Genomic DNA, 26,051 nt, shown 5'->3' with positions numbered 1-26,051 from the left:
TAAAAAAGACCCGGAAAACCGGGTCTATTCAGACACAAACTCAGACAGGACTTGGGCAACCAGTGCACGCGGCAAAATCACCGGCAGCCCGCTGCTCTTTACAGCCTCCAATTTATGCTCTTCATCATAGCCCATGCAGTCAAGCACAATCATACTGGCACCTCGCTCTTGCAGTGCAAGTGCAGCTCCTGCGATATCACTTTTTTCATAGGGCGATGCTGCTTCTGCAAGCAGCTTCAGCCCTTGCTGATCCCATTTCGCCAGCAATTTCTCTCTCTGCTCTTCTAATGGAATGATCAGCCCGAGCGGACATGACGGTGACATAGCCCTAACCATTTCATTTAGCACTTGATCGGGATAGATAATAGGATTTTTCGTGCGCAATGCGGGAAAATCACCTGTACATAACATTAATGTAATATCCGTTTTACTCTCCAGTTCGGTTAATTCTTTCTGCAATAAAGGGAGGAGTTTGCTTTTCCCGATTTTTACGGACTGGCCATTTCGCAATCTGGAAATATAGGTAGTATCAGTGTCTTCAGGTTCAACAGAATGAATAGATTCTTCCGTCAAGCTGTCTAATCCTCCGCTTTCTATAATCGTGACGTCTGGCCCCATATAGGATTGAATGAATGGAGTCACGTCCGTTCGCGGCGACTGTCCGATTGTCAAAACACCTATGATTTTCTTTGTCATGCTTCTTCATTCCCTAGTGTTTGGAGATGTTTCATAGAACCATACAGCATTTCCAAACGTTCAAATTCTTTTCTGTCATAGAATTCAATTTGACCTCTTGTATATTCTTTAGCAATTTCGATAGTGAATCGTACTGCCTGCGCTACATCCACTTCATGACTTGCACCCGTTCCACAGCCTGGTACAGCTGTTTTAGCAGTGATTGCCACACCTACTACGGGGGCGTCTGTTGCGACTGCAGGCTGCAGAATGCTGTTAATGTGATAGACATCATTCCCGTAAGGAGTGATATCCTGCGTAGTCACCGCAAATGTTACCGGCAGATCCCCTGTTGTCATTTCCATAATTCTAAGTAATTCATCACTGAATTTCAGTACATATCCAGACTTTACAGTCGGTGACAGTGCGATTCCGCGATGGTTAATTACCCGATTTCCTTTTGTAGTATCGATGGAAACAACCGCATCCATCTCGGGTACTACTTCGTATTGATTCATCGTCAGGATATCTACTGGTGATCCCATGAAATCCACTGGCTCGTGTGGCTGTGTAGGGGCAGTTGGACAGATATGTGTAGTAATAATGACGTCGCCGGGCAAACGGTCACCCCTTACCGACATATTGGCGAGTTTTACACCAATTGAAACCGCTGCCGCCGCCCCATCTCCGTCTGATACGAATCCTATTCTATGAGGACGCGCCCCTATTCCGCCTAAACGGCCAACGATTCCAAGTGTTCGAGCCTCCCCTCCGCTAAGCCGGCCTTCTGTTCCTTTGACAATGATTTTCACGAAGTCTGTAGAACCTTCAGCACCTGTAACTGTCTTATAAGAAGCTTCACAATGTTCAAATCCCTCGAATAAATCGACTATTTGTTTTCCGCTGACATGGATATCATCTAAAATTTCCATAACGTCCATTGTATATTTTAATGACATAAGTACTCATCCTTTTCAAAGAATAGTTTTGTTAATAATCGGTTCAATCACACGCAATAATTTTTCATTGAACATCGTCGAGCTTAATTTCAAATGTTCTTTCGGCACAGAAATTACTGCGATCTTCATTCCTTCCTCCAGCTCCGCACTGACAACGGGCATTCCTGTTTCAGCGTTAAATGTCATAATGAGATCAGGGAACGTCCCTTTTCTCTCTCCATTCATCTCCACCGTCATATATTCATTCCAAAACGTCATCTCCAGATCATCCACTTGGACAAAGCCGACGTCAAACCCTTTGACAGCTTTTAATTCGAACTGGCTGATTGTGCCTGAATGAATGACGCGGCCTTTTAAATGAGCAGCTACCGCTTCGATCCGGTCAGGGCCTTCTGCCGAGAAGAAGACTTCGCCAAGTTCAATAGCTTGTGATATTCCGCCTACCGCAGCATGTTTTTTAATATGACCAATGGATACAGGGTTTCTGCAAACTCCTACCATGCCGCCTGCTTCTACGGAGACTGAACGCACTACGTTTGATGAAATATCCAGCGTACTGGTGATAACACCTTCTACTCGCCGGGCACCTTCTCCGCCAGCATATGCTTGGATTGACACGTAGCCTTCTTCTTCCGATAAGTTTAAAGACCCCATAGATCCTGTTGGATGGGCTCTGCCGTTGCATGGCGCATCCAAAAACGGAAGTCCTGTTGCAGCTGCTTGGAGCCAGCCGTTAATAGTAGTGGCCGCGCCGTTTTCATTTGTCATGAGCGCTTTAATCGGTTTTGAAAATTCTTGCTGTACTCGTTCCACTGTTGAAACGAGCTGTTCATTATTGATATATACATTTCTTGCAGATGGGGCACCAACCAGTGATACACAGGCTGCATAATCTTCATCTTTCAATTCATCTATCGTGATAAGTTGAGGTGAGCCGAGAGCAAAAGCTTGCTCTGTTTTCTCCAAGCCATCTGAGATCCAGCCTCCTCCGCCGCCGCCTAAAATACAGCCTCCATATACTCCGTTGATAGCATCTTCTTTTGTAAGTGTTCTTGTTGTCATAATTATTCCTCCATTACTTTGCTTTCCATAGTGATGTGAAGAAGCTGTAGATTGCGTCCCCAGCGATAAATCCTGCCGCCATGGTATACATTGCAGATTCTGCCTCTGGACCTTTTACTTTCAGTACAATAAACCGAATTGTGATACCAACAAGTACAGCCCAGCCTGCGATTGGATTAACGATCAATAGCCCCGTCGCGAATAAGATACCCATTTGTCTTCTGGGACCGCCGATTAATTGGATAATTGCTCCTGGAATTGCCCATAGAAGAAGCAACATGCCAACGTTTCCGCCCAAGCCGCTTTCAATCGTAGTAGCATAGACGTAGTTTACTGGCGGTACGAGATCTTGTGCGAAGAAGGAATCATGGAAAAGTGCGACCATGACAACCGCTACCCCAAAACCGATTAATGAACTTTTCAATTGCTGCCTGCGGCCAAATATCTCTATTGCTTTTACTTCATGATTCCGTAAGATTGCACCTGATTTAAAGTCATAGCCTAAATCAGCAAATGCTGGACCTGTCGCAGCCGTAAACCCTGTAAGCAGTGCCAGTGCGATCGGCGGGAAGCCTAACATCATACCGATAAGCAAGGAAATCAATGTCACCGCAAACGCCGGGAACCAGCCCGAGTGCATGGCTGCAATTCCGACGATGATTTCACTGGCTAATGCTGCAAATGCTGCAAACAGTACAAACGTAATAGTCTGTGTAACAGACATGTCGCCGATGATTCCGCCAATAACCGCTAAAATCAGAGCGGACACTAAATACAGCAGAAAACCGATGCCAAATCCTTTTTTCACATCACTGTCTGAGCGCGTGCAGCTATAGTCAGCTTCTTCACGCTGCGCATTCTTTTGTTTCTTCGCCTGCCAAAGCGTGATGACGAATTGCAGTAAGGCAACTGAGCCCGCACCAATCATCATGCCGTGCGGAATATAGAATTCATTTAAATCTACACCGAATATTGGAACGGAATAGCCGCGAAGCAATAGACCAATACCGAACATGAGCAACGCCCAAATGTTTCCGATAAATGCCACACCAAATGCTGACATTGCAATGCCAAAGTACGATCCGATTACCCCGATTCCAATACCGATTCCAAGGAATTTTGCTTTTGAACCGCCTTGATCCCCTGCTTTTAGAGCTTCAGCAGTCGCAATGCCAGGCGGCCATGCTTCGTTTGCTCCAAATAGTTTGGAGTCAAATACTTTGTAGAGAATAAATACATCGATGAACAAAGCCAGTCCTGCACCGATCAGCATCGGTGTAATGAGCTCTGGCATCCCCATTACAAATGGAAGACCGATCGGAATGAGCAAACTATTCGCCGCTCCGAAAGTAGCCGCTGAGATTGACGTCTGAATAAGGTTTTGATTCTCTATAGACCGATACTTATAAAACATCTGCATGGGTATTCTGGCGATCAGCATCGCTATCAGCGCACCGATAATTGATGTGTTCGGCGTAATTCCTAAAGATGTAATCAGCTGCATCCCAATGATGGCTCCAAATATTGAAATGATTATAGAAAATATTACAAACGGTATATCAAATATTTTTGTCTTTGTATTCATCCCTTGCCCTCCTTTATGAATTGCTTATATACGGCTGCCTGCGCTTCAACCAAATCAATAATTGGTATTTGGATAGCTTTTGATAAATATGCTTTCAGGCGAATCGTAGAAAATCCTGTACAGGCAAACAATAAAACATTGGCTCCCGATTTAACTCTTTCATTCGCAAGTGCCAGTAATTCTGCTTTTGCCTGTTCAGTAAACAGGTCCGTAGTTTTTTGCAGGTTTGGCGAATGTGTATAAGAATGAAAACAGTCCCCTAATTCATTTTTGATATTTTTCGGAACCGTATCCGTAATTCCTATCACCGCAACTTTTTGTCCTGCTTGCATAGCCGCCTTAGCCCCACATGCACCTGCACCCATGACAGGAAAATTGGCTATTTCCTTTACTTCCTGCAGCCCCGGATCAGCGGCACAACTAATCGTAATGGCATTGACCCCAGGTTCACTGATGAGTTCTTGAGCGAGAGAAATGATCTTTGGGACCGCTTCTGCTTCTGTCTTATGATCGTAAATGCCATTTGGCTGATTTGGGATACATCGTGTAATCGATTGAATTTGATCTGTTTCCCACATGCGCCTTCCATGCTCGAGCAAAATCTTTTCATCGTCTGTTGTCAAAACCCTGATGATTCCCAACATTTCCATCACTCCTTTGAATTGATTATAAATAGTTTGACTATTCAATGTAATGTTAGTAGTGTGCAATATTCAGTCAACTGCATTGCACATAATTTACACAATAAAAAAATAGACGTTCAGAGACGTCTACTGATCTACAGATTTTATTCGCAAGCAAAAGTTCAAAATGAAGCGATTTTCCGCGTCATCAATATTCATTTGCAGCAGTTCTTGTATTTTTTGCAGCCGGAATGTCAGTGTTCTTCTGTGAATGAATAATTTTTCCGATGCCTTTGTCACATTTCCATTCTCATTCAAATAGATTTCCAGCGTGTGAAGTAACTCTTTATTTTGATTTGCAGACAACGGCTCTAAAATGCCCTCTGTATAATTTTTCACCGCACTTTGTGACGTTAAGTTGATAAGAATCTCATAAATGCCCAATTGATCATAGGTATAGAAATTCTCTTCTTTTCTAATAAGGCGTCCGATTTCCATAGTTTTATCCGCCAACCGGATACTGTCCGTCAGCAAGCGACTGTCTCTTTCAATTGGAGCCACTGCGATTGTCAGTGAATGGGCGCTTTCTGTAGCCATTGTTTTGAGTGATTGCATAACAGACATATCCTTGTTTTTTTCACATTCCAGCAATGCATAGAAGTAACCATGCTTTTCAAACAATGTAAAAGTGCAGTCCGGAATGTCTTCCATCATGAGCAGAAGCTCTTTTAATACTATATTTGAATGATCAATCAGATAATGTGTCAATGTATCATGTTTTTCAAACCAGCCGGTATGGAAGCGAATAACAAAGTATTCCGTTAACTGAAGGCCTTCCTCATCCACTTGGTTAAATTGCTCCAGACGTTTAAGATGTTCAATTCGCTTGTTTTGCAAATAAAGCTGTTCGTTCATAAATAATTCTTCTATCTTTTCAGCAGTTTCTTTCAGGTTTTCAATTGGGCTGTTGCCTGCTTCCAATTTTTCTGTATACGGGATATGAAGCATTCCAAAGACGTGTTTGTTAGACAGTAACGGCATGATAAGGATCTTCCGAAAACCGTCAATTTTCAGCGAAGTTCCCCCGGTTTGTATCAGGGAACTCTTCCATTCCCCGGTAAGCTTTACATAGTCCTCATGAATCGGTCTAGAGAATAAGGAACTGGAATCCCGCCAGCCATTCGGCAGAAATTTTTCCGTACAATAAAGCAGCGAGCCTTTTTTATCTTCTATATATAATGGCCCTCCGATAATTTCACTCAATTCTTCCATTGCTATTGAAAGAGAGGCGAACGATTTAGATTCAAAATCTATTAGCGGCTGGTAGGAGTTTTCCTTTAACCGCTTCTCTTTGTATAACTGCTCATATAAGGGAGCAAGCACATTGATATAGGAAACATTTTTCGGTATGACTATAATGGGGAAGTCCGCTTCATCCGCAATTGCCAGCATTTTCTCAGGCAATGCATCTACGAATCGGCCAAGTTTGATGACAATACCTGCCGCATTTTTTTCAATTAACGTCTGAACGATTTCAATTTGCTTGTCCTTATCATTCTTAATGGAATAAAACGCTGTCATTACTAATATCCCGGGTGTAACCCAGCTGACTACTTCAGGAACTTCCATTACTTCGATAGAGGTGATTGTACGTGTCATACCAGTAGATCCAGCAACAACCTTACTTTTCGTCAAGTCACCAATCGCTAATGCGTCTTGAATATTCATCTGTAATCCCCCCTAAGTTAATAGTATACAATATACTGTGTATTATACGCTTAGGAAGAGAGTTAGCGTTTTTAATATTTATTATTCTTTATCTAACAATAAATTCCATAACATGTTTACACCGCTTTTCCACTGCTTCTGCCTTTCATATTCACTTCAACTATATTGTATGTCGGTCAACAGCGAGCACAAGTATAAGGTTGGGACTACACTCCATCAAATAGAAAAGCCGCGCAAAACCAGGTTGCACGAACTCTGGTTTACGCGGTGTTAATTTGGTGATCATGGTTGGTCACAGCAGATTTTCTGTTCATGTTCCAGCATCTTTTTCATTCACCTTTCAGTACATCGGCTTACTTCTTGCCCGCAAGAATTTCAAATATAATGTTCGCATGATCCGTATTATCTAACAAGCTCGTAAAGCGCTCTTTGGATGGTCCATAAGCATAAACAGGTACGTCTTCACCTGTATGTCCGCCGGTTGTCCAGCCAGTATGGGAACGTTTGTCGATGATTTGTTTGATAGCTGTTTCAATTTCACTTGCCTCTGTCCCTGCTGCCTTGACTGCTTCAATTTCTTTCTGTTCCAATGGCAAACTTTCTTGATCGGTGTAGCGTACTAATGCCTCTTCTGCATCGGCACCGTTTGCGATTTGTTGCGATATGAAGGCCGGCGTACGGTTCACTGCCTTGACAGCATCCACTGACCAATTATATACGCCAGCCGCTCCTATGGATAATCCTCCAGTTGAATGATCCGCAGTAGCAATAACTAATGTGTGTTCGTCTTGCGCCGCAAATTCGAGGGCTGTTTTGAATGCTTTTTCGAAGTCTTCCATTTCACTCATCGCACCGACAATATCATTATCATGTCCTGCCCAGTCGATTTGGCTGCCTTCCACCATAAGGAAAAACCCCTCATCATTTTTCTTCAATTTCTCAATCGCAACTTCTGTCATTTCTTCCAGTGATGGTGTTTCTGGCGAACGGTCAATCATTTTTTCCATACCGCCATCCGCGAACAATCCAAGTAATTTGTCGTTCTTATTCTCCAATAATTCTTTTTTTGTAGTGGCATAGCCGTATCCGTGCAGTTCAAATAAATACGCCAGGTCCATGTCTTTCCTGACAAAGTGTTTTTTTCCGCCGCCTAGAAGGACATCGATTGTATGCTCCCCATTGATGCGTTCGTTATAATAATCATCGGCAATCTCATCCATATTCTTTCTGCTTTCATTATGAGCACCGTAAGCTGCAGGCGTAGCATGTGTGATTTCAGAAGTAGCGACGAGGCCAGTCGATTTTCCAGCTGCTTTTGCAGCTTCCAGGACGGTTTCCACGCGCTCTTTCTTTTTATCTACTGCAATTGCGTTATTGTATGTTTTGACACCTGACGACATGGCCGTTGCCGCAGACGCTGAATCTGTAATCGATTCATCGTCATCATCAGGATACGTCATTTGTTGCCCAACCAAATATTTATCGAACTCTGTTAACTCTATCTCAGGGGTAGTCGGATCATCTTTGAAATAACGATAAGCTGATGTATAGGAACTCCCCATACCATCTCCAATCAAGAATATGATGTTCTTGATCTCTGAAGTGTCTTCCTTTTTCACTTCACCAGCTGAACTCGCTGAATTATTCCCAGTCCAGATTGCTCCGCCAATTAAAACAGCTGATAGCGCTACTACAGGCACAATTCTCTTACTCATCTTATTCAACAATAAACAACCTCCTGTATTTGTAATCAACTTCAACTCTACAGGAAGATTATTAATACCCTGAGAAGGCTATGTAAATATTTTGTAACGAAAGAGTTTTTTCAAACGATCACAATCTACTGACTATCTGACAGGCGGTACGTGTTTATTCCGGCTCCTAATAAACATTTCCAGAGACCCTGAGCCACAGATGACCCCTGCCACAATAAATATTAAACCGATAAAATGTGCAGGATAAATGGACTCTCCTAAAAATATACTTGCGCCTATTAATGCGAAAAATGTATTGAAATTTAAAAAGATGGAAGCGCGCGCTGCACCAATTGTTTGAATAGCTGAATTATATGCCATGTGACCAACGGCAGTCGCAATCAGGGCCGAGAACATGAATACTCCCCAGACAGCAGCTGTTCCTTCACTTAGTTCAGCAAAGCCGCCCGGTTCCTTGATGCGTGCGATTACGACTAAAATGATGGAACCGGCCAGCATCATGTATCCTGTCAGCAGCCTCGCATCCATTGTTCTGGAAGCTTTTTTAATCAGCATAAAACTAACGGCCTGGGACAAGATGGATAAGAAGATTTCTAAATCTCCGAATGAGGGTTTGCCTACTGTTCCACTGCCCCCAAGCACTACAATACTTACCCCTATACCGCCAAACAGAAAGCCTAAAGTGCGTATGCCGGTGATCTTTTCTTTCAAAATGAACACAGCCAGAGTCGCTGTCAATAACGGCCCAAGCCCTAAAATTAATCCTCCGTTGGCAGCACTCGTTCTGGAGAGTCCTTCTGCTAGAAAGTAATGATGCATCACTACGTTGGTCGCGGCACCCCCGATGATATACAGCCACTCCCTGTTCTTTGGCAAGCGGACCTTGTTAAGAAAAAATAAAATAAGAAATACTAAAGACGCGGCCGACATAATCCGCAGCGACGTCATAGTGATCGGATCAAAATAGGTCACGAGATATTTGAGTGCTGATACGTTAACTCCCCATGTGAACATGACGAGTACTAATGTAATAATTACTTTTATATCTTTCATTCTTCACAAGCCTTCCCACAGAATATTTCTGTATTGGGCTAATTATAGAAGGTACATACATAAAGTCAATGCCGCCAAGCTCGCACTTCCCTCATGCACGTCATTATGTGTATACTGAATAATAAATTCAGTTAACTAATGTGCAGTTTAGAAAGGGCGGGTGTTTATGATCAAATTACGCGGGCATCACATCTTTTGCCTTCTCGGATACCGGGGGATGGGCTATTCAGAGGAATACGCGGAAAATATGACGAAGATCCACGATGTGTTACGGGAGCGGCCGGATACGATGATTCAGATCATAAAAGGCCCCGATTATTTATGTGCGAAGTTTCCTGAAGGGCAGCCGTACCATTGCGAGGATGATGGGATTTACGTGAGGGATTCGGAAATTTTACGCAGACTTGGATTGAAGGTCAGCGACGTGCTGCCTTGGCGTGAGGTCGAGAGAAGAATTCGGCTGAATGTAGTGCCAGGGGATATCGCGGTAGTGTGTGAGACGTGTTCTTGGCGTTCGTATGGGTTTTGCGAAGAAGGAGTAGAAGGTGTTATAGAATCTAACGGTCTGAGAAAAGTATTGCCGAGCGGAACGGATTAAAGTAGTCCATTGGCAGATTTATCTTTCAGTGGCCTCCATTCCAAAACCGAAGTCACCGTACAATATAAATTCATACAAAAAACGTGCAATCCATCCGCCTCGATGGCGTGCACGTTTCTTTAGTTAATTCACAAATGAGGTGTAGCCATCTGAGGAATTGAATTTCACTTTGAAGCGTCCATAATCTGAATCCAGATTGAACGTATACTGGTCAAATGTATACTTCGCATCTGTCACCGGATCCAATTCAACTTGCTGAGTTGTTGTAACATATTTTGCCACAATATTTTTATGTCCATAGGTTATAAACTCGGCTTCTAATACTTTTTTGGCTTCATTGATTGTCAGCTGGAAGTTCTTCGTACCAACCTTCGTATACGTTAACGAATTCATCTTCCACTTCTTATCTTGCTTTTTAAATTGGTAAGCTACAAATCCGCCAACCGAATAGCCATTTTGGAATTCTACTGTGTTTACATTCAGTGTGCTGGAATCTGGCTGTGTAAACTCAAAGCGTACCAAAGGCTCATTATTAATATACGGCAAGACGTTCATATAGCAATCCACACACGCAGGATTGTAGTAACCTTTCAGACCGCCATCTACAAACGCTTTTGTCGCACTCATTCGCAGAGCAGACTCTATATCTGTATATTCCCACTGATTCATCCGCGCATCACGCATAGTCTTCTCAAGTTCAAACGTTCTGCGATTGACGAGATCCCACGCTTTACCTTTTGTTACTTTGTCTGTCGCCGGACGAGCTTCCTTCACCTTGATGGCTGCGTATAAGAACTGTGAATAGTGCGCGCGCGTGACGGGGTCATTCGGCCTAAATTCGCCGTCAGGATAACCACTCGCAACTCCACTAGCTTTTAATGCATTGGCATGTGTATAGCCCCAATGCTCAATATACACATCATAAAATGAATTTTGTTTCGTCATATACAAATCAAATGCGATATCCAGTACTTTCGCCATTTGAATCCGCGTAATCGGTGCTTCGGGATTAAAGTATCCATCCGTGCCGCCGCTGAATATGCCAGCTGCCGTTAATTTCATAATCGGTCCATAATACGGATGCGTCTTCGGAACGTCTTTGTACACTACAGCAGTACTTGACTGTGGCAACTTCAAAGCTTGGTCCAGTAACTTGGCCACGTGCTTGCGTGAAATGTTTTCTTGCGGTCGGAACGTGCCGTCAGGGTACCCCCCTATGAAGCCCTTTTCCTGCAGATACTGAATCGCTTCATAGTTCGGGTGGTTCTTCGGCACATCCTTAAATTCTTTTGCCGCTGCCTGCGTGGAACCTATACTTACAAATGAAAACATGACGAGTAATACGGTCCAAACGAAAATCCGACGGGGCTGTTTCATCATCTTTCCTCCTCTAATAGTATTTTGTCGGCTGTACGTTACTGGTTATCTTTATTCTACCAAGTTCTGTTTGATTCGTATATAATTATATTCCAAATAATCAAAATATTTATTTTGCCGCTTTATTAGACAAGCTGCCGCAGTGTTGAATAAATATACTTTTTTTGCCGCAAGCTATTTGACCAATAGATATTCGTTTGATAGCATAAGACCATTATACAGCTATCGGCAATTCCAGTATGTCCGTTTGAAGTAATGAAAACGATATATACGATTGGTCGACATATGGATATCGCGGATGAACACTTGGTACTTTGGGCCATGGAGAACGAAATGTTTGTAGGCGCAGTAAACTTCAATCATAATAGGGAATATATTCCGTCTGCTGTAACTGGCGCACTTGTGCACCGTTTTGCAGACAGAATACAGAAAAAGTGTATACACGGCGGGTCTCCCGTCCAATCAAAACTGAAAGGATGGATGTACAATGAACTTAGCAGCAATCGGAGTACCTGGACTTATTATCATCCTTGTGATTATCTTAATTCTCTTCGGGCCGCGTAAATTGCCGGAAGTCGGCTCTGCTGTCGGAAAAACATTAGCGGAATTCAAAAAATCCGCAAAAGATATTATGGATGACGAGGATGAGAAAGATAAAACAACTGTCACTTCTGCCAAAACGAATGAATTGGAACGAAAAGATACTAAATAAGTAGGTGAGAAGATGGAACCGTATAGTGATCAGAACCGTAAAAATTCAAATCCGGCAGACAACAAAGCCATGGAAGAAGCTGCGCCGCACGATCACTCTGCGGAGACTTCCTCCACTGAACAGCTGAAGCCCGATCCGCAACCGGACGAGCCAAGAATACCGCCGGAAAAACCAAGCGACGAGGAGTCAGACGTAGATCCTGCTCTGGTCGAACACTTGACAGACTTGCGGAAGCAGCTCATTAAAAGCATCGTCGTCTTTCTGATTTTCTTCATCGGCACTTTCAGTACGATCAATCTGTGGTTCCCGTACATTACACGCGGCTATAAATTGATAGTGCTCAGCCCAATTGAAGTCATTTCATTTTATACGACGATTTCCGCAGCGATGGCATTCGGATTATCCGTCCCGTTCGTCTGCCATTTCCTCTGGCAATTCGTAAAACCCGGACTGACGCAGAAAGAGAGCCGCTTCCTGAGCCTCTACTCCCCTGCAATTTTAATCCTTTTTGTCGGCGGACTGGCGTTTGGCTATTATGTAGTCAACCCATTAAGCTATAACTTTTTAGTGAAGCTAGGCAAAATGAATTTTGAAGTCATGATTACGGCGAAAGAATATGCCCGTTTCTTACTGATGACGACGATGCCGATCGGCTTGCTGTTTGAGCTGCCGGTTGTGGCATTATTCTTATCGGCTATTGGCATTTTGACATCAGAAACGCTAAAGAAAGTGAGGAAGTGGTCGTACGTAACACTGGCGGTAGTATCCGCGCTGATCACCCCTCCCGATTTCCTGAGTCAGCTCATTATTCTTATTCCGATGATTGCATTGTACGAAGCAAGTATTTTCATTGTCACGCGGACGGAAAACCGCCTGACTTCGGAGGCTTCAGCTTAACGACTAAAAGCGTTCCACTGGTTTTCATCAGTGGAGCGCTTTTTTTACATGTGAAAATATAGTTAATAATGCACTCGCTCAAAAATTCGTTTATCCCCTTATACTTCTCCCTGCTTTCTTAAAACTATACTATCCACCTTTTGAAATTTAATATTTTTAAAACTATTTGACAATTAGTAAAACATGTTTTACTATTAGTAAAAGTTCTTTAAAAAAATTAAAGGTGGTACTCATTATGACAGAAATGATCTACGGCAATACCCCATGTATGTTAGGGGCTAAAAATATATCAGCAACAAAAGACATTTCGGATGTAGACGTAATTGTATACGGAGTTCCTTGGGAAGGCGCAGTAACGTGGGGCGATTACACAGGCTGCGAACTCGGGCCAAAAGTGATGCGCTTATGTTCTGCACGCTACTCAGGCTACCTTCCTGAAATCGACGACATGGATATTTTCGAACACATTACACTAGGCGATATGGGTGATATTGACATCGTGCCTGCAGATGTAGACGAAACGATGAAGCGAATTACCGATTTCACATCGGAGTTATGGAAATCAGGAAAGTTTGTTATCGGCCTGGGCGGTGATCATGGTATAACGTACCCTATCGTGAAAGCGATTGCAGAGCAGGATAAAAAGGTTGGAATTATTCATATGGACGCTCACTATGATAATCTTCCGTCTCACAACGGTGACCAGTTCGCTCGGTGCAGTCCATTCGCTCGTTTGTATGAACAAGAAGGCGTACGAAACGAAAGTATTATTCATACAGGTATCCACGGTCCCCGCAATAAACCTGAAAGCGGACGCAATGCGAAAGCCGCTGGTGCAGTAACTATTACGATCAACGAAATCCGTGGCCATAAAGATTTAAAAGAGATGGCTAAAGAAATCTATGCACAAGCTTCAAAAGACGTGGATTGCGTTTACTTGACGATTTGCAGTGATGTTTTGGACTTCGCATTTAATCCAGGTGGTCCGGTAGATGGCAACGGCTTGACATCTTATGAATTACTTACATTGGTTCATGAAATTTGTAAACTAGGCGTAGTTGGCATGGATTTCGTGGAAATCTATCCGCAACAAGATCCTAATCAATTTTCTGCTCATTTTGCTTCAACTTTGATCCTATATGCACTAGCAGGAAATATCCTTCACAATCAGCAAAAAGAAGAAAAATAATCTACTGCTTAGACTGCTAAATCTTTCGATCGAAAACAGTCGATTTTTCCTTCTTTGTATAGGAAAATAAGAAAGAGTATGTAATCTGAGGAGTGTTAAAAAGATATGAATCCAAACCAATTGATTTTCGATTCTTATATGCGAATGGCTGATGCCATATATAGCGTGTTCAATGTGAATTGTGAAGTGGTAATTCATGATGTGACGAAAGTAGAATCCTCTTTAATTTATTTAAAAGGTGATGTAACGGGCAGATCCGTTGGCGCCCCTACTACAGAAGTCATTTTGAAGGAATTGAAAAAGAAGAATGAGGATATTAAAGATCTGAATGGTATTATCACGAATACGACGCGTGGAAAGATTATTAAGACTTCCATTGTATTCATTAGAGATATGGACGGCAAAGTGATTGGTTTCCTTGGCATCAATTTGGATATCACGGAAATCAATCGTCTGCAGCAGGTGCTTGAGGAAATGATCCGTCCTGATACAAGCTATGATGGGCAGCATTTCGATGAGACATATGCAACTCATATCGATGAGGTGTTCGATAACATCACGAAAAGCACCATCGTGGAGCTTGGAATCGATGTGGAAAACTTGAAACGTAAAGACCGTATTACTTTTGTACGAAGGCTAGAAAGTAAAGGAATCTTTTTGATTCAAGGGGCCGCCGACCGGATTGCGGATTTAGTAGGTGTATCCAAACAAACTATTTATAACTCACTCGAGGAAAAGTGACCTTTCTTTTCCTCGCCTATTAAGTGGGAACAATTAGGGGAGGAAAAGAAGATGGTTGCTAACGTACCCGCTACACAGCAAGTTAAGAAAAAAGGGTTACTTTCAAAGGTGAAATCGATGGGGCCAGGAGCCATTATTACTGCTTCATTCATAGGTCCGGGAACTGTCACCACCGCCACTCGTGCAGGTGCTGGATTTGGTTATGCCATTCTATGGGCAGTGGTATTCTCTATTATCGCGACAATCGTTCTTCAGGAAATGTCTGCACGGCTTGGTGTCGTTTCAAAAAAAGGATTGGGCGAAGCGATACACGACCAATTCAAGCAGCCTTTACTGAAATTTGCTTCTATATGGCTCATCATTATATCTATTGGTGTTGGCTGTGCTGCGTATATTTCAGGTGATTTGATGGGAACCTCCCTTGGCATCTCTACATTGACGAATATTCCAGCACATATTGTAAGCCCTTTCATCGGCATAGCGATTCTATTCTTGGGATTATCAGGAAGTTATAAACTAATCGAAAAGTTAATGATTTTTCTCGTGATCGTCATGAGCGTGACGTTCATTACGACAATGATTGTCGTAAAACCTGATATTGGCGCGGTGTTTGCAGGGGCATTTATCCCAAGCATGCCGAACGGTTCGATCATTATGATTATTGCATTGGTCGGAACGACAGTCGTCCCGTATAACTTCTTCATCCACTCATCTATGGTGCAGGAGCGCTGGACCCAGGTCAGTGACTTGAAGGAAGCAAGATGGGATACCATCATCTCGATTTGTATCGGCGGATTAATAACCGCTGCAGTATTGATCACAGCAGCTTCTACGATGATGGGCATGGAAGTGACGAGCGTGGCTGATCTTTCCGTCCAATTAGAACCTTTATTCGGTTCATGGGCGAAAGTATTTATTGCGATCGGAATTTTTGCTGCAGGTTTCTCATCTGCTATCGCGAGTCCGCTTGGTGCAGCAGTCGCAATCAGCAGTGTGATGAAGTGGGAAGGCGGAATGAAGAATAAAAAATTCAAAATGATATTCTCTGGTGTTATAATCATTGGTATTATCACATCCGCAATTGGTTTCAGTCCACTCGATGTATTGCTTGCGGCACAAGCGCTGAATGGTATTTTGCTTCCAATTGTTGCGGTATACTTGTTTGTAATTATGAATAACAAGCAATTAATCGGAGATCAGCGCAACTCAGCTTTACTCAATATCATTGGGGCTATCGTCATCTTGATTGCGATTTTCCTTGGAGGATATAGTTTAGTTGATGCAGTTCAAGTATATTTGTAAGAGTGATTGTAGAAGAGGCTGTCCAGAAAGTCATTCAATGACTTTCCGGTCAGCCTTTTTAATGCGGAAATACGTTCGCGCAATTATTTCATTACAGCATAGCCATACTTCAGTGAGTTATATTATTCCATCCATCCGTCATTTGAATTCACGGATACCGTTTCACGGCCATTGCTGTACTGCACGGTAAACTTGTATTGATCAAACGGATACGATTCCTTTGTGACAGGATCTTTATCGGTCAAGCGTGATTTGGATACAAACGTGACTTTTACAGGAGTTGATGAATTAAATGAGTAATTGTACTTCACAATTTGTTCCGCTTCTTGCTGTGTAAGTTCAAAGTTCTTTTTCCCAATTTGGGTATAAGTGTAATCATGCATCTTCCATGTTCCGCTTTCTTTCTTGAACATGAAATCAACAAACCCTCCGCCCGACATCGGTCCAGGTGAATTCAGCAGTATCGTCCGGACTTTTAATGTATTCGGGTCCGGCTGACTGTAATCAAAGCGCATGGAAAGCTCCATTGTAATGTAAGGGAACAAGAATGAATCACATTCCGTACATACATAAGGATAATCAGATTTCAGCAAACCATCTGTAAATCTGACTGTGGCATACGGCAATATTTTAGAACGGATCTGACTGTACGTTTTCTTTTCAACCTTCCCCTGGATTCGTGTACCTTCCAAGATAAGCGGCAGGCGAATGGATAGGTCCACTGCTTTCGCTTTGCTGACGGCGGCTGCATTCGGGTCCTCTTTCTTCACTTTCATAGCACGGGATAGAAATTCTGCATAGTGTGCTCTTGTAACCGGTTTATTCGGAAGATAGTTACCTTTGTCCCCTTTTGACACACCTGTTGAATACAGCGCCATGGCATGAACATATCCCCAATGAAACATGTACATATCATTAAAAGAACCTTGTCGTTCGTCAATTTTCAAATCAAACGCCAAATCCAGTATTTTCGCCATTTGAATGCGAGTTAATGAAGCATCCGGGTTGAACTTCCCATTTGTTCCGCCACTTATAATTCCTTCATTATACAGCTTCATAATCGGCCTATAATATGCATGATTCTTCGGCACATCTGCAAAGACGTATTTGTCCTTTGCTGGCTGTGGAAATTTCAAAGCATTATCCAATAATTTCGCCACGTGCTTACGGCTTACCGGCTCATTCGGACGGAACTTCCCGTCAGGATAGCCGTTGATGAAGCCCGCTTTTTGCATTTCCTGAATTGCAGCATAGTTCGGATGCTTCTTCGGGACATCCGTGAACTCTTTTGCTGATGCTTCGTTGGAACCTGCGTAAATAAACGATAAAGCCAGCAGCAGCGCAGTCCAAATCAGAACCTTGAACATTCCCTTCATATTCCCACTCCTCTGTTAAATAATCCGCCAGTTAGTACCAGCTACTATTATATTACCAATAATCCGAATAGTAGTATATACATATTTAGAACATTCTGGAATACCATGTACATTCTCTCTATTTCGTCCGGTATAGCTTCCATTGGCGGAAGTCACCTAACTTAGGAATCCTGTATATCGCGGCGCGTGTAGCGATTGATTCCAAAAATAAGTAAAATCATTGTAACTGTAAGTGATCCCCCGGCATACAGCCAGTTCATATCCTCAATAGGCAATTTGGCCACGAAACCGAACGGCGACAGTTTTTCCATCCATTCAGGAAACTGAAACAAGCCGCCTAAATAAAGCGTCAGGAAACCATAGAAAAGATAGAGCCAGACAAATCCCGTTGCTTTTTTGGCAACACCAATTAAAGCGGCACTGATTCCAATCATCACGGTGATCGCAGGAAAGTGAACGATGCTGGCCTGCCACACGGTTTGGAACATGAACGGATCTTCCATCGAAGCGGTGCCAGCAAGCCATAAACCAAGCGCAGAAAGATTCAGCATCACAAATCCAGTAAACAGCGCAAGCACTATATAAGAAACTAGTAACCTCTTTCTTGAAACAGCACGTCCGAGTAAGTGATCCAGCCGCAATTTCCGTTCTTCCCCCGCTATTTTGTGGATGGCAAGCAGCGCGGGAATCGTACTGATGAATGCCAAGACGGCCATCAGCATCGGCAAGAATTGCGCTGTCAACGAACTGTTTTCATCCGCCACGATCATCGATGCCAGCATGTCATTGTCTTTGAAAAACATATCTAAGTCTCCGAGGACGGAACCGTAAGACAGCCCAAGAACGAGCATTCCGATCGACCAGGAAATGAATGCTGTTCTCTGCAATATCCACGCAAGCCCTATCGGATGACGCAGCAGAATCGATGCGTGCGCACGGCCGCTTCGTGACGGAAGAAGTCCCGATCCCATATCGCGTCTCCCCTGTAAAATTACAGCGAGCATAAACAGCAATACACTCGCGGCAAGCAGCCCCCAAACTGGCAGCCAATTATTATCGCTGTATGGCTGAACTTGTGCGAGCCAGCCAAACGGCGGAATCCATTCGGAGCCTGACCGCAATAAATAACAGCCGATCATCCCCGTGAACGCCAGTCCGACTGCCCCCCGCGAGCTGTCCGAAAGCTGTGCGCAAACTGCTGTAAATCCTGCAAAAAACAAGCCGACAGCTCCAAGCGATGCACCATAAACAAGTGAACCCGGCAAATCCATACTGTCGAATGAAAGACTGTACAGACCTGCACCAATCAGCACACTGAGCAGCAGATTGACACCGAACAGAACCAGCATCGAAGCGGTCAGCTGCGAATGGCGCGCAATCGGCAACGAACGCAGTAATTCTGCCTGCCCATCCTCTTCCTCCGACCGCGTATGGCGCACCGTCAATAGAATATTCATGATAGCTGCCGCAATGGCGGTCATCAGAAGCATTTGGTGCGACACCATGGCGCCAAGTGTATAATTTGCGAGATCACCAGGACCCACCATTGCCGTCATCACAGGGTTTTTCATCGTTTCTGCCATCAGATCCCGGTCATGCTGAGAAGGATAGAGTTCATTCAGAGCCGGCGGTACAATCAGCGTCATGATGACAATTCCCGCGAGCCACCACAGATAGCGCATCCGGTCCTGCCGAACGATGAACCGTGAGAGATAGGACACTCCAGAAAGCCGCCCCTTCATCATAATTCCCTGCTTTCTGCTGTTTCCTCATAATGCCGCATGAACAGATCTTCCAGCGTAGGCGGTGCACTTTCTATTCTTTGTATTCCGTGCTCACTCAGCTTGCGCATGATGTTTTCCATCTCTTCTATATCCGCATGAAATATCCAGCCCATTTCCGTCGGCACTGCGTCATGGACACCATTCCACGAAGTCAGCGACCCGATTGGAATTCTTGTCTCCACCGTCAGCTGCATACGCGTCAAATGCCGCAGTTCATTCAATGTGCCGCATTCAATCAGACGCCCTTGCCGAATGATGCCAACGCGGTCGCACAGCTTTTCAACTTCGGATAAAATATGACTCGACAGCAACACCGTCTTCCCCTCTGCCTTCACTTTCGCCACACATTGCTGAAACACTTTCTCCATTAACGGATCCAGTCCGGACGTCGGTTCATCCAGCAAAAACAGCTCTGCATCCGAGGCAAATGCCGCCACCAACGCAACTTTTTGCCGATTCCCCTTCGAATACGTCCGGCACTTTTTCGTTGGATCCAGCTGAAAACGTGCAAGCAATTCATCACGTGTGCGTATATTCACCCGCCCCTGCAGACTTGCAAATAAATCAATTACTTCGCCGCCCGTCAGCTGCGGCCATAAATTCACATCACCCGGCACATACGCAATGCGGCGATGGATCTCCACCGCATCTCGCCAAACATCTTTACCGAAAATTGTCGACGTGCCGCTCGTCGCGCGGAGCATACCAAGCAACGTACGAATCGCCGTTGACTTCCCCGCCCCATTCGGCCCTATAAAACCGAACACTTCGCCACTTTTCACTGCCAAATCCAGTCCATCCAGCGCACGGTGCTTGCCGAATTCCTTCGTCACCTGATTCATCTCAATCACATTCATCTGCATGCCCTCCCTTAGTTTGAGCCGGAGCCTGTTGTTAATTTCAGTGTAGCATACGGCGGCGGGGATGGAATATTTTTTCTTCTGGATGGCTTGAAGTGCGGGCTGGTGCGGCGATGACGTTAATTAGTGCGGTGACGGAATGGAATTGCTCTGTCAAGCTCTGGAGCAGCGCAAAAACGAACCCGAATTGCGCGGCGGCATCAGGTTCGTCTTCATCGAATTCATTCTCTCACTATCTGTCATTCATTCATTAAAAATCATATCATCCTCATGGCTGACTTCCGCACTGACATGCAGATAAGGCCCCAGTTTACTGACCTTCACCGTTATGCCGTAATAAATCATATGATCGCCAGGAGCTACCTCACTGTTCGGAAACTCGATAAAGAACTCCCCGGGTTTCTTCGGTGTGATGCGGAATACATTCGTTCCAGGATCTCTCGTAACCGCGGCAATCTGTTCACTCCCCTTTGGCAGCACATGCTTGCCAAGCAAAGCGCCTTCCCATACTTTCACGGTTTCCTCTGACTTGATCGGCGTCATATGAATCGCGTAATAAAATGCATTTTCGTATTCAGTGGATGTGATGTAATAGCGGAAATCCTTACCGTCCTCATAATGAACAGTCGCAATAAATTCCCCCGGCTGGTCCAGATGAATGATGCTGCAGTATTGAAGTCTCTCGTCATCACATGATGAAAATGCCACATGATCATTCAATAACTCACCTTCCGCGGTAGAAAGAGAAATAGATTCTGCACTTACTAGCGGTTCGTTCTCTTCTCTCATTTCATAGCGCATCCACAGCTGTGCAGGTGTTGAATAAATATCAGCTGTCTCTTCTAATGATAGATCCCATTCATTATCCACTTTTTTAACATGCACATAGTATTTTCTATAACCTTTATCGTCAGGGCCGGATTCCTGACCGGAGAACGTGCTGAAGGTCAGTCTGGCCGTGCCTTCCTTTTTCGGCACAATATGAATTTTTGTCATCAGATTAATTTGGCTCGGCATTTCACTTCCCGGCACGATATCAACTACATCGGAGCTAGTTTTGCTGACATCCGCAAATCGCTTCCATTGATAGTCCTTCGCATACAACGTACGAATCCCAGGCTTTACATCTTCTGCGGCTTTAAGTAGCTTCGCTGCCTGCCCTCTGGTAATCGGGGCATTAGGACTGAACGTAGCAGGAGATGTTCCTGTGGTCAGTCCGAGCTGATACATACTATAAATACCGTCCCTGTGACTGTTTTTATAGACTACATCTTTAAAGCCGTAATCAGGATCACGATACAGCGGCAATTCAAATGCTTTGATAATAATGGAAGCCATTTGTGCACGCGTAATGGAGTCATTCGGTCCGAAACGTCCGTCGCCATAGCCATTTATAACCCCTTTATCTGCCAGTGCAGCAATTGCTTTGTAGTAGCCGTTTGCTGTCGTGACATCCTTGAATTTCGGATCTTTTACATTGGCTGTATTCAGTTTTGTCAGCTTCACGATAATTGCAGCCGCCTGCCCTCTCGTAATAGAAGCGCTCGGCCGAAACGTGCCGTCCGGATACCCTCCAATTATATTACGTGCCGCCAGCTCATTAACCGCTTCCGCGAAGTGCTTCGCCGGCGGTACGTCCGGAAATTTCGCATTGTCTGCAGCCGCCCCTGTTAAGGGTAAACTGAATGCCAGCAAAATTGTGCCGAACACTGCCAGTATTTTATTTTTCATTACGCTTCGTCCTTTCCATAGTTTACTAATGTGCCGTACAGACGCAGACTTTGGAAAATAGTTTCATGTTTATTTGAAATTATTTTTCGGACGGTGAAACTCGCGGTATGGAGCTGTTTCGTCACGACCTTTCTGCACTTTAGCTCAATCACTTTTGAATTGTCAAACAACTTACCGTATAGTAATACTAATAAAAAGGAGGGGGCTATCATGAATACCAAACGTTTTGAAATCATCGAAAAACAAGGGAAGCTGCAGCAATTCCAAGTGATCCGCGACAATGAGACGGGTGTTCTTTATCTGTCTCAGGCGCAAGGATACGGTCTCGGCATGACAGTACTCGTTGATGCGGAAGGAAAACCTTTAGTAGATGAGGAATACGTACGTACCCGCCTGTAAACTTTGCGCGTTTTAATAGTTGAATAACTGGTTTACTAATGGATCAAAGAGATTTCTTGATTATCAGGAATTCGCTAATAAAATTTCAAGTGTTTAACATGGGCAAACTAATTATCAGAACTACTTGCAAACTAAACGGAGTACTTGTCGGAAACCGGTAAGGAGCCAGGATGTGGAGTCAGATACTCTTTCAATTATGGAATTTGTTTGAGGAACTGGCACTCTCTCCTTGCCGCCCGACAATACGGGTATAAATTACGTCGTTTTTTAATTTCATCACTTGATTGCCCCGCACAATACGAGTCAATCTCAGAGTCATTGCGACTTAAATTACTTTGCATGTGATGTTGACAACTAGATTAATAATGTGTATGGTAATGTGAATCAAACAGTTCTGATATATTTCCATTCGGGTTATTTTTTTTCACATAAAACATAGTAAACGAATATGTTTAATAAACAGACGATATCCTTCTTGCTCCCCTGACATATACCATATTTTTCACACAAATAAGTCTGTAGTTATCTGAGTAATTCAATTACCCTTGATCTATTGAAAAAGCATATATATGCTCGGGTTAGTAATAGGGTTGCTAAGTAATCGTTTACCCGCAGTGCACCTGAATCCTATAGCACTCAGTGAATGATGAAATGTTATCAGCAGGACTAATAGAAATAGTCTTCTGTTTGATTAGAAAACCGACCACTTATTAAATAAAAAGAAAAGGGTGCATGTAATGAAAAAGTATATTGTACAATTTACTCTCGTTATTTTATTGGTTTTTGTGCTGGCGGCTTGCGGGAATAACGAAGGCGCGACTGAGGGTAATGAAATAGAACCAGGGAAGAAATACGAACTTAGATTGGGAACGGTTATTAGTGAACCGCATCCGTGGGCAGACATGGCAAAATATTTCGCTGAGGAAGTTGAAAAACAAACGGATGGCAATGTTAAAGTTTCAATTCATGCGAATGGCTCGTTAGGAAACGATGAAACAATAATAGAAGAATTACGCATGGGAACAGTTGATTTTATTATCGGCGGTGCCCAAAACGCGGCAGCTTTTGTCCCACAGTATCAAATTTTTGGAATCAGTTACTTATTTGAAGACATGGATCACTTCGAGAAAGCGATCAGCAATGATAGTCCTTTATATGATTATTTAAAATCAGAATATGAGAACAGAAATTTAGATATGAAGTTGTTGTCCTTAGCAGGCGGCGGAACGCGTTACTTATCGAATAATAAAGGTGAAATCGCCAAGCCTGCAGATTTAAACGGCATTAAAATGCGCATTCCAAGCTCACCGATTGAAAGTGAAATATGGTCAGCATTAGGAGCGTTGCCAACGTCACTCGCGTGGAATGAATTATATTCAGCAGTTCAAACAGGTGTTGTTAATGCATTTGAAAGTACATTGAGCGGTTATACAGGCAGTAAGCTATACGAAGTGGCACCGTATGTCAGTTTAACGGAACACCTTTATATGGCATCGCACTTCTCAATGAGCGAAGCAACTTACAATAAATTACCTGCCGAATATAACAAGATTATTGAAAAAGTAGCTATCGAAGCTGGTAAATTAGGCACGAAACGCGGAGTGGAAATGGATAAACAGTTAGTAGAAGAGCTGCCCTCTTTAAAAGTGACTACGACAGAAGTTGATAAACAAGCATTTATCGACATCTTAACGCCACTGCACGACAAGTTGGCTAAGGATTCTGAAGCAACTGATTTACTGGAAATTGTAAGAGATTTAAAAGACTGACAGGTTTATATATTTGTTTTGTCAGTGTGCAGGCTAATACCGCACACTGACAGGGCAACTATTTAGTAGGCAGAATTATTGAATTTTTCGAAGGGGTTTTTATAGTGCTGTTAAAATTCAACAACTTAGTAGAACGATTCCTCGCTCTTGTCTCTGTACTATTACTGGCCACCTTTATTATCGTAGTGTTTGTGAAGGTTATTGCTAGAAATTATTTTGATATTGCGATGGTGTGGGCAGATGAATTTTCTTTATTATGTTTCATGTGGACAGTATTTTTAGGTGCTGCCATAGCCCTTAGACATAAGAAACACTTTATAGTCGACTTAGCCCCCTCTAAATTGAAATTAAATTTAGGTTTCGATATTTTATCTCATTTCATCACTCTATCACTCATCTACGTCATGATTGTTTATGGGTATAAATTTACAATGTCAGGTTTTTCGCGGGCGTCCAATTCATTGCCTTTTTCTTTAGCTTACTTCTTCGCCACGATACCTGTCGCCGGAATCGCGATGTTGTTATTTACAATCGAATTAATTATTAACGATATAAAGAAATTTTTGAAATTAAATGGTAAAGAGGTGTATGTTAATTGAACCCGCTCATTTTACTCCTCATCGTGTTCTTTGGTCTGATTTTCATACGTGTGCCGATTGCATTTGCACTGGGCATTTCTTCTATGGCCACAATAATATATATTGATTTACCATTTACGAGCGTTATAAACCATATGTTTGCGAGTATTAACTCTTTTACACTTTTGGCCGTTCCTTTCTTTCTTCTATTAGGCAGTTTGATGAATGACGGGGGCATTACAAATCGATTGATTAATTTTTCGAGATCACTTGTAGGTCATATTAAAGGTGGTTTAGGTCATATAAACATTTTGGTGAGTATGATTATGGCGGGATTGTCCGGGTCAGCGGCCGCAGATACTGCTGCTGTTGGATCGACATTAATCCCGGCGATGGTAAAAGAAAAATACGATGCAGGGTTTACAGTAGCGATCACCGCCGCATCTTCTACATTAGGTGTCATCATTCCGCCCAGTATTATGATGGTTGTGTATGGTGCCATGGCCCAAGTTTCAATTGGAAAGCTTTTTTTAGCGGGTATTGTACCAGGTATATTAATTGGTTTAGTTCAAATGGGTTATACATATTACATGGCTGTTAAGTATGGCTATCCAGCTTACCCAAGAGCCACGGTAAAGGAAGTAGGCACGTCATTTAAACAAGCTTTTGCTACGTTATTATTGCCGGTTATTATTTTAGGCGGAATTGTAGGAGGGTTCTTTACACCGACTGAAGCTGCTGTTATTGCAGTGTTTTACGCTTTAGTCCTGATGTTTTTTTACAAATCACTGAAAGTCAGAGAGTTGCCAAGGATTTTGAAAGAGTCAGTCATTATGTATTCCTTGCCAATGTTCGCAATTGCAACTGCGGGCATCATGGGATGGCTAATCGGCTATTTACACGCCCCTGAATTGGTTGCGGATTTCATTACAAATATAACAACGTCCCCTGTGGGAATATATTTAATGATCATTGCTTTTCTCCTCGTAGTTGGAACATTTTTAAGTCCTTTAGAGGCGATTATTATTTTCTTGCCGATTCTTATGAAGCTGGGCGCAATCGCCAATTTAGATCCAGTTCATATGGGCATCATCGTTTGTTTAACGTTAGCAGTTGGTATGGTTACGCCGCCTTATGGAATTTGTTTACTCATTGCAACACAAATTGCAGAGATTTCCACACCATGGGCATTCTTGGCGGTTTTGCCGATTATCGGATTAACTTTAGGCGTCATTTTACTTGGAGTATTTATACCAAACCTATTTTTGTTCCTTCCGAATTTACTTATGCCCGATTGAGAAGTACTCGCGAAAGATACTTTGAATTGAGAGGAAAGAT

23 protein-coding genes are annotated in these 26,051 nt (G+C 43.2%); 10 read left to right on the top strand and 13 right to left on the bottom strand.

The annotated features are described in order from the left end of the window. Positions 1–24 precede the first annotated feature (24 nt). The 8 genes from SporoP33_RS10695 to SporoP33_RS10660 form a co-directional block, all read right to left on the bottom strand. A complete protein-coding gene (locus tag SporoP33_RS10695; protein WP_081243690.1) occupies positions 25–696 on the bottom strand; it encodes an AroM family protein in 672 nt (223 codons plus the stop codon). After that, on the bottom strand, positions 693–1,634 hold the full coding sequence (locus SporoP33_RS10690; RefSeq protein ID WP_081243689.1) for a DUF1177 domain-containing protein: 942 nt from the start codon (positions 1,632–1,634) through the stop codon (positions 693–695). The genes SporoP33_RS10695 and SporoP33_RS10690 overlap by 4 nt, the downstream gene beginning before the upstream one ends. A 15-nt stretch (positions 1,635–1,649) precedes the next feature. Continuing rightward, positions 1,650–2,696 carry an S-methyl thiohydantoin desulfurase domain-containing protein gene (locus tag SporoP33_RS10685; protein ID WP_081243688.1) on the bottom strand — a complete coding sequence of 349 codons (1,047 nt, stop codon included), beginning with the start codon at positions 2,694–2,696 and terminating at the stop codon, positions 1,650–1,652. 13 nt (positions 2,697–2,709) lie between these two features. Continuing rightward, positions 2,710–4,281: an OPT/YSL family transporter gene (locus tag SporoP33_RS10680; protein ID WP_081243687.1), complete on the bottom strand. Its 1,572-nt coding sequence runs from the start codon at positions 4,279–4,281 to the stop codon at positions 2,710–2,712. Continuing rightward, positions 4,278–4,925, bottom strand: a complete 648-nt coding sequence (locus SporoP33_RS10675; protein WP_081243686.1) for an aspartate/glutamate racemase family protein — start codon at positions 4,923–4,925, stop codon at positions 4,278–4,280. The genes SporoP33_RS10680 and SporoP33_RS10675 overlap by 4 nt, the downstream gene beginning before the upstream one ends. Before the next feature lie 126 nt (positions 4,926–5,051). Beyond that, on the bottom strand, positions 5,052–6,632 hold the full coding sequence (locus SporoP33_RS10670) for a PucR family transcriptional regulator (protein WP_081243685.1): 1,581 nt from the start codon (positions 6,630–6,632) through the stop codon (positions 5,052–5,054). Between the two features lie 353 nt (positions 6,633–6,985). Next, positions 6,986–8,359, bottom strand: a complete 1,374-nt coding sequence (locus SporoP33_RS10665) for an alkaline phosphatase (RefSeq protein WP_369821927.1) — start codon at positions 8,357–8,359, stop codon at positions 6,986–6,988. Positions 8,360–8,479: 120 nt separating this feature from the next. Continuing rightward, positions 8,480–9,400: a DMT family transporter gene (locus tag SporoP33_RS10660; RefSeq protein WP_081243684.1), complete on the bottom strand. Its 921-nt coding sequence runs from the start codon at positions 9,398–9,400 to the stop codon at positions 8,480–8,482. A 166-nt stretch (positions 9,401–9,566) separates the two neighbouring features. Here SporoP33_RS10660 and SporoP33_RS10655 point away from each other — a divergent pair, with 166 nt between their 5' ends. Further along, on the top strand, positions 9,567–9,998 hold the full coding sequence (locus tag SporoP33_RS10655; RefSeq protein WP_081243683.1) for a DUF1284 domain-containing protein: 432 nt from the start codon (positions 9,567–9,569) through the stop codon (positions 9,996–9,998). A gap of 123 nt (positions 9,999–10,121) precedes the next feature. Here SporoP33_RS10655 and SporoP33_RS10650 read toward each other — a convergent pair whose 3' ends face one another. Then, a complete protein-coding gene (locus SporoP33_RS10650) occupies positions 10,122–11,375 on the bottom strand; it encodes an S-layer homology domain-containing protein (RefSeq protein ID WP_196796770.1) in 1,254 nt (417 codons plus the stop codon). Positions 11,376–11,862: 487 nt separating this feature from the next. Here SporoP33_RS10650 and tatA point away from each other — a divergent pair, with 487 nt between their 5' ends. The 5 genes from tatA to SporoP33_RS10625 all read left to right on the top strand — a co-directional run bounded on the left by tatA (position 11,863) and on the right by SporoP33_RS10625 (position 16,216). After that, entirely contained in the window at positions 11,863–12,087 is a 225-nt protein-coding gene (gene tatA, locus SporoP33_RS10645; protein WP_081243681.1) for a twin-arginine translocase TatA/TatE family subunit, read from the top strand. A 12-nt stretch (positions 12,088–12,099) separates the two neighbouring features. Continuing rightward, positions 12,100–12,984, top strand: coding sequence for a twin-arginine translocase subunit TatC (gene tatC, locus SporoP33_RS10640; RefSeq protein WP_081243680.1), 885 nt, complete (start codon positions 12,100–12,102; stop codon positions 12,982–12,984). Between the two features lie 235 nt (positions 12,985–13,219). Further along, a complete protein-coding gene (locus SporoP33_RS10635; RefSeq protein WP_081243679.1) occupies positions 13,220–14,173 on the top strand; it encodes an agmatinase family protein in 954 nt (317 codons plus the stop codon). 105 nt (positions 14,174–14,278) lie between these two features. Next, positions 14,279–14,914 (top strand): helix-turn-helix transcriptional regulator, encoded by a 636-nt coding sequence (locus tag SporoP33_RS10630; RefSeq protein ID WP_081243678.1) that lies wholly within the window; start codon positions 14,279–14,281, stop codon positions 14,912–14,914. 51 nt (positions 14,915–14,965) lie between these two features. After that, on the top strand, positions 14,966–16,216 hold the full coding sequence (locus tag SporoP33_RS10625) for an Nramp family divalent metal transporter (RefSeq protein ID WP_081243677.1): 1,251 nt from the start codon (positions 14,966–14,968) through the stop codon (positions 16,214–16,216). Between the two features lie 122 nt (positions 16,217–16,338). Here SporoP33_RS10625 and SporoP33_RS10620 read toward each other — a convergent pair whose 3' ends face one another. The 4 genes from SporoP33_RS10620 to SporoP33_RS10605 form a co-directional block, all read right to left on the bottom strand. After that, positions 16,339–17,592, bottom strand: coding sequence for an S-layer homology domain-containing protein (locus SporoP33_RS10620; RefSeq protein ID WP_081243676.1), 1,254 nt, complete (start codon positions 17,590–17,592; stop codon positions 16,339–16,341). Positions 17,593–17,753: 161 nt separating this feature from the next. Then, positions 17,754–19,313 carry an ABC transporter permease gene (locus SporoP33_RS10615; RefSeq protein WP_231293234.1) on the bottom strand — a complete coding sequence of 520 codons (1,560 nt, stop codon included), beginning with the start codon at positions 19,311–19,313 and terminating at the stop codon, positions 17,754–17,756. Positions 19,314–19,333: 20 nt separating this feature from the next. After that, a complete protein-coding gene (locus SporoP33_RS10610; protein ID WP_081243674.1) occupies positions 19,334–20,233 on the bottom strand; it encodes an ABC transporter ATP-binding protein in 900 nt (299 codons plus the stop codon). Positions 20,234–20,479: 246 nt separating this feature from the next. Then, a complete protein-coding gene (locus SporoP33_RS10605) occupies positions 20,480–21,967 on the bottom strand; it encodes an S-layer homology domain-containing protein (protein WP_081243673.1) in 1,488 nt (495 codons plus the stop codon). Between the two features lie 210 nt (positions 21,968–22,177). Here SporoP33_RS10605 and SporoP33_RS10600 point away from each other — a divergent pair, with 210 nt between their 5' ends. The 4 genes from SporoP33_RS10600 to SporoP33_RS10585 all read left to right on the top strand — a co-directional run bounded on the left by SporoP33_RS10600 (position 22,178) and on the right by SporoP33_RS10585 (position 26,011). Then, complete coding sequence (locus SporoP33_RS10600) at positions 22,178–22,366, top strand: DUF6440 family protein (protein ID WP_081243672.1); 189 nt, start codon at positions 22,178–22,180, stop codon at positions 22,364–22,366. A gap of 737 nt (positions 22,367–23,103) precedes the next feature. Further along, the gene (locus SporoP33_RS10595; RefSeq protein WP_081243671.1) at positions 23,104–24,135 is read left to right on the top strand and encodes a TRAP transporter substrate-binding protein; all 1,032 of its coding nucleotides are present in this window, start codon (positions 23,104–23,106) and stop codon (positions 24,133–24,135) included. A 104-nt stretch (positions 24,136–24,239) separates the two neighbouring features. Next, on the top strand, positions 24,240–24,734 hold the full coding sequence (locus tag SporoP33_RS10590; RefSeq protein ID WP_196796769.1) for a TRAP transporter small permease: 495 nt from the start codon (positions 24,240–24,242) through the stop codon (positions 24,732–24,734). Next, on the top strand, positions 24,731–26,011 hold the full coding sequence (locus tag SporoP33_RS10585) for a TRAP transporter large permease (RefSeq protein WP_081243669.1): 1,281 nt from the start codon (positions 24,731–24,733) through the stop codon (positions 26,009–26,011). Before SporoP33_RS10590 ends, SporoP33_RS10585 begins: the two co-directional genes overlap by 4 nt. Positions 26,012–26,051: the final 40 nt, after the last annotated feature.

Origin of the sequence: Sporosarcina sp. P33 (assembly GCF_002077155.1) — a bacterium.
In the GTDB taxonomy this organism is placed as follows: domain Bacteria; phylum Bacillota; class Bacilli; order Bacillales_A; family Planococcaceae; genus Sporosarcina.
This window is presented reverse-complemented; position numbering and strand designations above follow the sequence as displayed.